Consider the following 10,563-nt stretch of genomic DNA (forward strand, 5'->3'; position numbering starts at 1 on the left):
TGCGCGTTTCCTTGCGCCGATATGGCATGATGGCGGGTTCATCCACGGTCGTGGGTGAGCCCGTTTTGCTTATGAGCCCGAGAAGGTGCCTGCTTCGACTGATGGGAATCTGACCTACTGACCATCGCGCAGTTTTTGTTAGGCAAATAGCATCTGATCAGCTCAAATAGGGCGAGACAAAATGTTCCGACAGTGCTGAGCCAACTAATGAACTCGGCTAAGGCTTTGGTGGCCGGGTCGCCGTTTTCGCAGAAAACGGCTGATGCCAGCAGCAGCATTGCGATCGTGAAATTGCGCCATTCCGGCTTGAGGCTCCCGTCTTGTTCGAGTGAGTAGTTAAGTTCACACCAGAGCACAACAATGAGAATGTTAGTTATCATGAGCCAGCGTGTCACAGTGCTTTCCGACTCGTGCAGTTCGGCGACGCAGTGATTTGCTGCAGGCGAAATGCAGACAGCAAAGAGAAGCGGATAGGCCAGCTTAGTTACCAAGGGAATTCCGAGACGGCACTCTTGCTTTGCTAGATTGGTGCCGCGTCTCTTAAATTGTACGATTTCCAACGCACGAAATAACAAATGGATACCAAGGAACGGTGCAGCGCAGGATCCAAAGAAGAGCGCTGCACTTGGAGTTAGGACTCGGATTTGCGAGAGGACGAAGATCAAGAAGCAGGCGATCGCTCCAAGCGCAAGGCACCATCGTGGGAGGCGGTAAGAGGTGGGTCCGCCTATGGTTCGGACAGGAAAGGCCATTCTCGAGCTCCTTCAGTTTGCACCTGTGCTTGTTTTGCCGAATTCTCGGTTTGCGAAAATCCTTATAGGAGCCACGCTTAAGGCGTGTCTCATACAAACAAGTCGTTCTTTAGCTGCTCAATGTCGGGACAGCAGTAATGCACCTAACGATTTGATGTTTTAGCAAGAGTAGGCCATCTCCGAGGAGGCCGCAATTTAAAATTGCGATAGTAGGATGGCAAAAACACTATATCTTGAGTCCCTAGTGCGTTTTGTCCTGCACCTTACGCAAAGCGCCAGTTCAAAAGCTTTCATTTAATTCTAGATATTGCGTAGTGTCGCATAGGGATGTGTGCTTGACGGGGGACAGCTTCTTGAAGCAACTCCCTCGCGCACGGCCATCTCGAGGCCGCCTACGGTAGCAGCATCATGGACGACGTGCTGGCCCTCGAGAAGGTCGTTCTCGCCATCCAGATGCTCCGGCTCGGGCTGAAGGACGAGGGCGTCGTCCGAATGGTCGATATTGCTCGGAGGAGATAGCCCACCCCTCCGCCCGGGGGCCGACGGCGACCGCTGGTATCATGTCCTCAGAACAACCGCGGCCGCCGCGCCGCAGAGCAGCCTGGGGGTGGACGGATGCAGAGCCCCGTCGTCACGAACAACATAGAGACGCTCTCCTCCACGCGAGAGAATCACTACTTCGACCGTAAGAGCGCGAGGATCAAGCCTGAGGACCTCGCCCGGCACGTCGTGGCCTTCGCCAACGCGTCGGGCGGGAAGATCGTCGTGGGCATAGAGGACGACGGGACCGTGACCGGCTTCGCCCGCCAGGGCGCCCGCGACCCCGAGCGCTTCGAGCAGTGCGCCATCACCGACTGCTCCCCGGCGCCCGACGTCTCCTTCACGCGCGTGCCCACCGCCAACTCCTCCGGCGAGGACGACTTCGTGCTCGTCATGGACGTCGAGCCGTCGACCAACCGCGTCATCACGCGGCGCAAGGACGGCGCGGTGTTCCTGCGGCAGGGCGACCAGAGCAAGGCGCTCGGCTACGAGCAGATACGCGCGCTCGAGTACGACAAGAACCAGCGCGTCTTCGAGGACGAGCTCGTCGAGGACTCCGGAATCGGGGACGTGGACCGCGAGGTCCTCGCTCGCTACAAGGAGATCCTCGGCACGGACGCCTCCGACGAGCAGGTCCTCCGCTCCAGGCGCTTCATGCGCGACGGGCGCCTCACTGTGGCGGGGCTCCTGCTCTTCGGCGAGTGCCCGGCCGCTTTCCTCCCGCAGGCGCGCGTGCGCGTGCTCCGCTTCGACGGGACCAAGATGGAGACCGGCGAGCGGCTGAACACGACCAAGGACGTCACGTTCGACGGGCCCATCCCCAAGATCGTCGACGGGGCCTTCTCCCTCATCTCCGGGATGCTGAGGGAATTCCAGTTCCTCGGGAGCGACGGCAGGTTCCAGACCGTCCCCGAGTACCCCGAGTTCGCCTGGTTCGAAGGCTTGGTCAACGCCGTCACCCACCGCGACTACGCCTACGCGGGAGACTACATCCGGGTCTCCATGTACGACGACAGGCTCGAGATCCTGAGCCCGGGCAGGCTCCCCAACACGGTCACGCTCGACAACATGTGCGAGACGCGCTACTCGAGGAATCCCAGGATCGCGCGCACCCTCGTGGAGTTCGGCTGGGTCCGGGAGCTCAACGAGGGCGTGAAGCGCATCTACACCGAGATGCAGAGGCTCCTGCTCAACGACCCGGTCTTCAGCGAGCCGGACGGGACGAAGGTCCAGCTCACGCTGGAGAACAACATCGTCGCGAGGACCCTCAGGCAGCGGGACGCCCTCGAGGACAGGATTTCCCGGGAGGTTTTGGATGGCCTCGGCGAGTACGAGCTTGTTGCGGTTCAGGCTGCTTATGCGAGGGGCCGCGTGACGACGAAGGGGCTTGCGGAGCTCATAGGCAGGAGTGCAAAATCTTCCTCTGCCATTCTTAAGAGTCTTGATGCCAAGGGTGTGCTTGTTTGGCACGGCACCTCAAGGACCGACCCTGCGCAGTACTACTCGCTCCCATAGGCCTTCGGAGTAACTTCGGAGTATTTCGGAGTAACTTCGGAGTAGCTTCGAAGGGCTTCGGCCGCCTGCGCGTGGCAAGACGGCGCCAGAAAGATCCTTTACCTGTGGGTTCATCCTCGATTCCGGGGCTCAAGGGCTGATTGGCGAAGCGCTGGAAGGTTCGGAGTAACTTCGGAGTATTTCGGAGTAGCTCCGAAGCGGTGCGCTAGGCGAGAAGGTGGAAAGAGGGTTGATTCTCGCTACGCTGAGCCACTGTGCATGGTGTCTCGTCGCCTTTTCGTTCTCGCAAAAGGTTCAAGGGTAATTTGGCATGCAATGTGAGCACAGCGGTCCGAGGGGTTTCCACGTGGCGCTCGATACAACGGAGGCATGAGGGGGGAGAGTAGAATAGCCAAAGGGTCATCTGCATCTGAAGTGGAGTTCGCCATGACGAGCGCATTCAGCCCCCGCCGCATTCTCGTCACCGGCGGCTGCGGTTTCATCGGGTCCAACTTCGTGCGCTGGGTGGTGCGCGAGCAGCCCGGCGTGCACATGACCGTGCTGGACAAGCTCACCTACGCCGGCAACCCCGAGAACATCGCTGGCCTGCCCGCCGACCGCGTGGAGCTCGTGGTGGGTGACATCTGCGACGCCGCGCTCGTGAATCGGCTGGTCGAGCGTGCGGACGCCGTGGTGCACTTTGCTGCCGAGTCGCACAACGACAACTCAATTGCAGACCCGGAGCCGTTCGTCCGCACCAACGTGAACGGCACGTATGCCCTCATCGAGGCGTGCCGCAAGTACGACGTGCGCTACCATCACGTTTCCACCGACGAGGTTTACGGCGACCTCGCGCTCGACGACCCGGCCCGCTTCACCGAGGAGACACCGTACCGGCCGAGTTCGCCCTACAGCTCCACCAAGGCGGCATCCGACATGCTCGTGCGCGCGTGGGTGCGCACCTACGGCCTGCGCGCCACCATTTCCAACTGCTCCAACAATTACGGCCCCTACCAGCACGTGGAGAAGTTCATCCCGCGGCAGATCACCAACATCCTGTGCGGTATGCGACCCGTGCTCTACGGCGACGGGCGCAACGTGCGCGATTGGATCCACGTGGACGACCACAGTTCCGCGCTGTGGGAGGTCCTCACGTGCGGGCGTATCGGCGAGACGTACCTCGTCGGCGCCGACGGCGAGCGCAGCAACATCGAGGTGCTCCGTGCGATCCTGCACGTCATGGGCCGTCCGGAGGACGAGTTCGACCGGGTGCGCGACCGTCCCGGCCACGACCGCCGCTACGCGATCGACCCCACCAAGATCCGCCGCGAGCTGGGCTGGTGGCCCGTCCATACCGACTTCGAGGCGGGTCTCGCCGAGACGATACCGTGGTACCGCGACAACGAGCCCTGGTGGCGCCCCGCCAAGGAGGAAACCGAAGCTAAGTACGCTACGCAGGCCTGATGGTGCGCAGAAAAACGTCAGACGTACTTTCACGCCATTTGTGCCCATGGGTTTGTCTCACCTACAGGCGTCTATATGAGACAAACCCATGGGAAAAAGAATCGGGTGAAAAAACGTCAGACGTAATCCCGCCAACGCACCCCCTCGTTGCCAGGATGCCCGTCGCCACATCCGGTTATGATTCGTAACAATCATGGCCCGCGGCGTTGACTCTCCTGTTCGACCTGCTATCCTCATATCATTGGAGTGAGGTCGGGTCCTCAGCTCAATAGAATAGAAGGAGTACTCCTCATGAAGAAGATCGTTTCCATGGTCGCTGCCGCCATGATGGTCATGGCTCTGCCTGGCGTCGCCGTTGCAGCGCAGTTCAGCAGTCCGAGCGGTACCACCGTTACCGCCCCCGGCACCAACGTCGCCCTGTCCGTCTCCGGCGATGTGTCGAGCGCGAGCGGCAGCGGCTACATTTCGGTCGAGCCCTCCTCGGTCGTTGCTTCCAACGTGCCCGAGGGCGTGACCCCGCTGGCGTCCTTCGAGGTCGTCGCCGAGGGCGATGCCGAGTTCACCGAGCTCACCCTCGTCTTCAGCGTGGGCACCCAGTACGCCGGCGCCGACGCCACCGTCTACATCACCCATGGTGACGGCTCCAACGACGTGATGGAGACCACCGTCGCCGCCGACGGCACCGTGTCCATCACCGTCGACCGTCTCTCCGTCTTCAGCATCGTGGTCGACGAGTCCACGGTTCCGGCTGACGGCGAGGGCGTTGCCACCGACACCTCTGCCACCTCTCCCGCCACGGGCGTCGTCATCGCTCCCGTTGCCGCCATCACCGCCGCCGCCGCTGCCGGTGCCGGTGCGGTTGCCGTGACGATCCGCAAGAAGGTCACCAAGTAACCTGGCCTTTGCGCACTGACGGCAATGGTGTGCCGTATGTATGAGGGACCCGTTACCGCGGGTCCCTTTTTGCACGTAGAGGGGTATCACAGCAAGGGCACCGTGGTTTGAGGGCGGATGCGCGTCCGGACCTGCGCCGCATGTTCCGGCCTGCGCGGCAGGTTCCGCTGGGTTCCAGCCCCGGTTCGCAAGCCCCACAGGTTCCGCCGGGCCTCAGCCTCGGTTCCCAAGCCCCGCCGGGCCCCAGCCCTGCTCCCCAGCCCCTCATCGCACGAAAGGATCGTATGGACGATCGAGATACGCAGGATTCGCCGACTTCGTCGCCGCAGCCCAAGCGGAAAGGCATCGCGCCGTTGGTGGCGCTGCTGGTCGTGCTCGTGGTTATCGCGGTGTCGGGCGGCGTGTACCTCTATTCGCTGCACGCTTCCGCGGAGCGCGAGCTCGCCCGGCAGCAGGAGCTCGGTACGCCCGACGCCCCTGAGGCGGATGCCGAGGCCGAGCCGGAGCCCGAGTTGCCCGACAACCCGATCGACTTCGGCGCGCTCAAGGCGGAGAACTCCGACGTGTACGCGTGGGTCTCGGTTCCCGGCACGGACGTGGACTTCCCGGTGGTCCAAAGCACGGTGGACGATAACTTCTACCTTCGCCGCGGCCTGGACAAGGAGTACTCCGACTACGGGACCATCTTCAGCCAGAGCATGAACGCGACCGATTTCTCCGATCCGGTGACCGTGCTGTATGGCCATAACTCCATCGACGGCATGATGTTCGCGTCGCTCCATCGCTTTGAGGACAAGGAGTTCTTCGACGAGCACGAGGACATGTACATCTACATGCCCGGGCACATCCTCACGTACCGGATCATCGCTGCCTACCGCTACGACGACCGACACATTCTCAACAGCTTCGACATGTCCGATACCAAGGTGCGCCGGGAGTATTTCGATTCAGTGCTCGATCCGACCTCTATGGTCGTGAACGTCCGCGAGGGCGCGACGCTCGATGTGGACGATAAGATCGTGCAGCTCAGTACGTGCCCGACCGAAGGCTCGGTCAGCGGCAACCGCTATCTTGTGACGGGGGTTCTCGTTGACGACCAGCAGACCAAATAACGAAGAGGCGCGCGAGGACGGTCTCGCGGCTCCGGCCCGCTCGGGCAGGCACTTCAAGGCTTCCGCTCCTGCGGAGGCGCCGATCGACGCGGCCGGCATGGGGGAGGAGCTGCCGTCCGCGTCTGCGCCCCAGGTGGCGGCGGGCGGTGATGACCTGCCGGCTCCTTCGGCGCCGGGCAGGCGTTTTAAGCCGAAGCCGGCGGTGCCGGATGCGGATGAGGACGAGCCCGCTGCCGTGGGTGCGCGTTTCGCCGCGCCTTCGACGGCTGCGGGTGAGGTTGAGTCGGCCGCTGCTGCGGCGACCACCGATGTCGCGCCCGCTGCCGACGCCGCACCTGCCGCTGACGCTACGCCTGACGCGGGTGAGCCCGTCACCGATCACGAGCCAGACGACGGCGACGAGCCGGTGAAGGCCGTCCGCTTTGACGCCGCCGAGCCCGACAAACCTGCGCGCCGCAAGATGCCGCTGCCGCTCAAGGTGGTGCTCGTCCTTGTGGCGGTGCTGGCGGTTGCCGGCGGCGGCACCGCGCTTGCGCTTAAGCTGATGATCGATCGCGGTGGCGAGGCGCTGCACGAGGCGTCGAACCCCGAGGACATCCAGACCTCGGAGAACGCCGACACCCAGGACGACGGTCTGACGGTCGAGTACAACGGCACGACCTATCGCTACAACGAGAACATCGTGTCCATCGTCGTCATGGGGTATGACCGTCGCGAAGATGTGAGCGTGACCGGTGCCGCGGGACAGGCTGACGCCGTGATGGTCGTGGCATTCGACATGCGCACGGGCGAGATGCGCATCATCGGCATCCCGCGCGACACCATGGTCGATGTTGACGAGAACGTGGGCGACTCGTTTATGGGCCAGGATAAGATGCAGCTTGCTCTGTCGTTCAGTTATGGTGATGGATATGAGTCGAGCAGCGAGAACGTGGTCCGCGCCGTTTCGCGCATCCTGTACAACATGCCCATGAACTATTACGTTGCTCTCGACATGCAGGGGATTGGTCCCATCAACGACGCGGTTGGCGGTGTTTCGCTCACTCCGATCGAGACCATCCCCGATACGTCGATTGTCAAAGATGTGCCGACGACGTTGTATGGATATGAGGCCATGCGGTACGTGCAGTATCGAGACATCACGCAGCTCGAAAGCTCGCTCGACCGCCAGGCGCGTCAATCCCAGTACCTCAAGGCCTTCTTCTCGCAGGCCATCGCCACGGCGGCGGGCGACCCGGCGGCACTCGTCGGACTCTACCGGACCGCGCTCGACTACGGCTTCACCAATATGGGCATCAGCGAGTTCGCCTTCCTGGCGGCGATCCTCGTGGAGCACGGCATGGACGACCTCGATGTCACGACACTCAAGGGCACGGCGGAGAAGGGCTCCCAGTACGTGGAGTACACGCTCGATCAGGACAGCGTGTACGAGACGGTGCTCGACGTGTACTACACTCCCGTGGAAGATGCGGAATAGTGTGAAAAACGTCAGTCGTTGCTTCACGCCGTTTGCGCCCATGGGTTTGTTCACCTTCCAGGTGGACGACAAGGGCCAGATCGTGAACGAGTCCGGTGAGGGCTACACCGTCGGGGACGGCAAGCTCACCATCGTCGCCAACGACACGCCCATCGAGGCCAAGATCGTGAAGACGGACGAGGCAGGCATTTCGCTGCCCGGCGCCACCTTCACGATCACGAACACGGCCGACGCCGATGACGTCAAGACCGTGACGACGGACAGAAGGGCAGCTTCGAGCTCGACTCCCACTGGCTGGTCGCAGGCAACACGTACACCATCGAGGAGACCAGTGCGCCCGATACCTACGAGCTGGCCGGTAAGGCTACCTTCGAGGTGATGGATGACGGCAGCATCGTGTTCCTGAACGATGACGATGATGACCCGAGCACCGCTATCAAGGGCGAGGGCGGTTCCGGTACGTATCTGTCCACTAACGACGAGGGCGTCGCGGTCATCACGGCTACCGATACCGGTATCGCGGTGCAGCTGACCAAGGTCGCCAAGGGCGGCACTCCGACGCTCGCGGGCGCGGTGTTCGAGCTTGCCGAGAACGGTGCGGTTATCGATACCCTTGAGCTCGGCGATGCGGGCATGACCGCCCTGCCTGGCCTGGTGGCCGGCCACACCTACACGCTGACCGAGACGGTCGCGCCGGCGGGCTTTGAGCTCAACGGAACGCCGTACGAGTTCACGGTCAAGGCCGATGGCACCATCGAGGCGGACGATCAGGCCGGCTACAGCTTCGACGGCGACGCCACCATCACCATCACCGCCGAGGATACGCCGATCGAGGTCACGCTCAACAAGGCCGATCTGGGCGACGAGCTGCTGGAAGGCGCGGTCTTCGAGATCGCCGGAACCTTCGCCGACGGCACGGGTAAGCCGGGCGACGCCGCTCCGCGCACTCTTACGCTCGAGAACGGCACCATCACGATCGAGAACCTGATCGCCACGCGCGACGGCGGAACCGAGTACGTGTACGAGCTGACCGAGAAGACGGCCCCTGCGGGCTACGAGCTCGTCGACCCGTTCCGGTTCACGGTGGACGTCGACGGTAACGCGGTTCCCGTCGACGACGAGCGCCCGGATGCCGATAGCTCCGGCTACGACGTCGAGGACGACGCGCTCACCGCGCACGACACCCCGGTCGAGGCAAAGCTCGTGAAGGTGGACGAGGCGGACGAGCCGCTCCCCGGTGCGATCTTCGAGATCACCGGCACCTTTACCGGCGACCTCGCCGATCAGGATTCGCTGATGCTCGAGGCTACGGCTGACGACGGCGCGGTGACGATCCCCACGGCCGTGCTCATAGCAGGCAACACCTACACGGTGCGCGAGGTTACCGCGCCCGCAGGGTATGAGCTTGCCGGTACGGCTACGTTCACCGTCAATGCCGACGGCACCCTGACGTTCACGGATGCTGACGGTGACGGCAGCGCCGACATCGCGGACGGCACCGGTACCTATGTGACCGACGAATCCGACGGTATCGCGGTGATCACCGCGACCGACCTGCTCGCCGAGCTCACGGTGAGCAAGATCAACGGCGAGAGCAGCCTGCTGCCGGGCGCCACGATCACGCTCACCGAGGTTCTGGCCGAGGACGCTCCGGAAGGCGCTCAGCCGCAGAGCTTCCAGGCGACGACCGACGAAACCGGCACGGTGACCTTCACCGGCCTGGTCGCTGGCACGACCTACGAGCTCGCCGAGACCGCCGCTCCCGCCGGTTACGAGCGGGTGGAAGAGACCATGCTGATCGTCGTCCAGCCTGACGGCACGGTGGTGGCCGCGAGCGATACCTCTTCGCCGGCATTCACCATCGGCCAGGACGGCGAATCGATCTCGATTCTCAACCAGCAGGTCGGCATCACGCTCGTGAAGCGCGACGCGCAGGGTCACGGTCTGGTGGGCGCCGAGTTCACCATGACCGGTGAGTTCCCGGATGGCACCACCGAGCGGACGTTCGTGTCCGACGAGTACGGCGTGGTGTTCGGCGAGCTGTCGCTGATCGGCTCCGCCGAGGGTACGCCCTACGTGCTGACCGAGACCAAGGCGCCCGCGGGCTTCGAGCTGCTCGCGCCGGTGACCATCCTCGTGTTCGAGGACGGCACGGTCGCGGTGGACGACAGCACCACCCAGGCGCCGCTCGAGCAGATCGCCGTGAGCAACGACGACGCGACCTCCATGATCGCGTTTGAGGACACGGCCATCGAGCTGACGTTCACGAAGACGGACGCTGCGGGCAACGCGCTCGCCGGCGCGACGTTCCACGTGACCGGTACGTTTGCCGATGGCTCCACCGAGTGCACGGTGGTCAGCTCCGACGACGGCACGATCGATCTGCCGCAGCTGATGGCAGGGGAGACCTACACCGTCGAGGAGACGGATACGCCCACGGGTTACCTGCTGATCGAGGGTACGTTCTCGTTCACGGTGACCGAAGACGGCATGATCGAGGCCGAGAGCACGGCGACGAGCCAGCTCTTCGGCGGCTGGACGGCCGGTTACACGGTGTCCGATGACGGCTTGACGTTGACGGCGATCAACGTCGCGGCACCCGACGAGCAGCTGCCCGGCGACCTGCCCACCACCGGCGATTCCGCACGGTTCGTGGGGCTCATCGCCGCAGCGGGCGTGGTGCTGCTCGGCGCAGGCCTGGCGTATCGCCATCGCCGCAAGTTCGCCGACAAGCGCTAAGCGCGGCGAGCGCACATAGGCTCGAGTAGTGGGGCGCGGCGTATCGCCGCGCCCCACTTTTGTGCCCGCCGCCCGCGCCGTCCGCCGTAGC

8 protein-coding genes are annotated in these 10,563 nt (G+C 63.3%); 7 read left to right on the forward strand and 1 reads right to left on the reverse strand.

The genetic code is table 11. From position 1 onward, the window contains the following. Positions 1-38 precede the first annotated feature (38 nt). Positions 39-491, reverse strand: coding sequence for a hypothetical protein (locus I6E04_RS08070; RefSeq protein WP_235422673.1), 453 nt, complete (start codon positions 489-491; stop codon positions 39-41). Positions 492-1,367: 876 nt separating this feature from the next. Here I6E04_RS08070 and I6E04_RS08075 point away from each other — a divergent pair. From I6E04_RS08075 to I6E04_RS08105, 7 genes are all read left to right on the forward strand, one after another. Then, positions 1,368-2,807 carry an ATP-binding protein gene (locus I6E04_RS08075; protein WP_235422674.1) on the forward strand — a complete coding sequence of 480 codons (1,440 nt, stop codon included), beginning with the start codon at positions 1,368-1,370 and terminating at the stop codon, positions 2,805-2,807. A gap of 426 nt (positions 2,808-3,233) precedes the next feature. Continuing rightward, on the forward strand, positions 3,234-4,250 hold the full coding sequence (gene rfbB, locus I6E04_RS08080; protein ID WP_235422675.1) for a dTDP-glucose 4,6-dehydratase: 1,017 nt from the start codon (positions 3,234-3,236) through the stop codon (positions 4,248-4,250). 291 nt (positions 4,251-4,541) lie between these two features. After that, positions 4,542-5,144 (forward strand): hypothetical protein, encoded by a 603-nt coding sequence (locus I6E04_RS08085; RefSeq protein ID WP_235422676.1) that lies wholly within the window; start codon positions 4,542-4,544, stop codon positions 5,142-5,144. Between the two features lie 284 nt (positions 5,145-5,428). After that, positions 5,429-6,256, forward strand: coding sequence for a class B sortase (locus I6E04_RS08090; protein WP_235422677.1), 828 nt, complete (start codon positions 5,429-5,431; stop codon positions 6,254-6,256). Next, entirely contained in the window at positions 6,234-7,733 is a 1,500-nt protein-coding gene (locus I6E04_RS08095; RefSeq protein WP_235422678.1) for an LCP family protein, read from the forward strand. The genes I6E04_RS08090 and I6E04_RS08095 overlap by 23 nt, the downstream gene beginning before the upstream one ends. Position 7,734: 1 nt before the next feature. After that, on the forward strand, positions 7,735-8,112 hold the full coding sequence (locus tag I6E04_RS08100) for a hypothetical protein (RefSeq protein ID WP_235422679.1): 378 nt from the start codon (positions 7,735-7,737) through the stop codon (positions 8,110-8,112). Further along, positions 8,112-10,472, forward strand: a complete 2,361-nt coding sequence (locus tag I6E04_RS08105) for a SpaA isopeptide-forming pilin-related protein (protein ID WP_235422680.1) — start codon at positions 8,112-8,114, stop codon at positions 10,470-10,472. Before I6E04_RS08100 ends, I6E04_RS08105 begins: the two co-directional genes overlap by 1 nt. Positions 10,473-10,563: the final 91 nt, after the last annotated feature.

This window comes from Collinsella tanakaei, from assembly GCF_021531055.1.
GTDB lineage: Bacteria > Actinomycetota > Coriobacteriia > Coriobacteriales > Coriobacteriaceae > Collinsella > Collinsella tanakaei_B.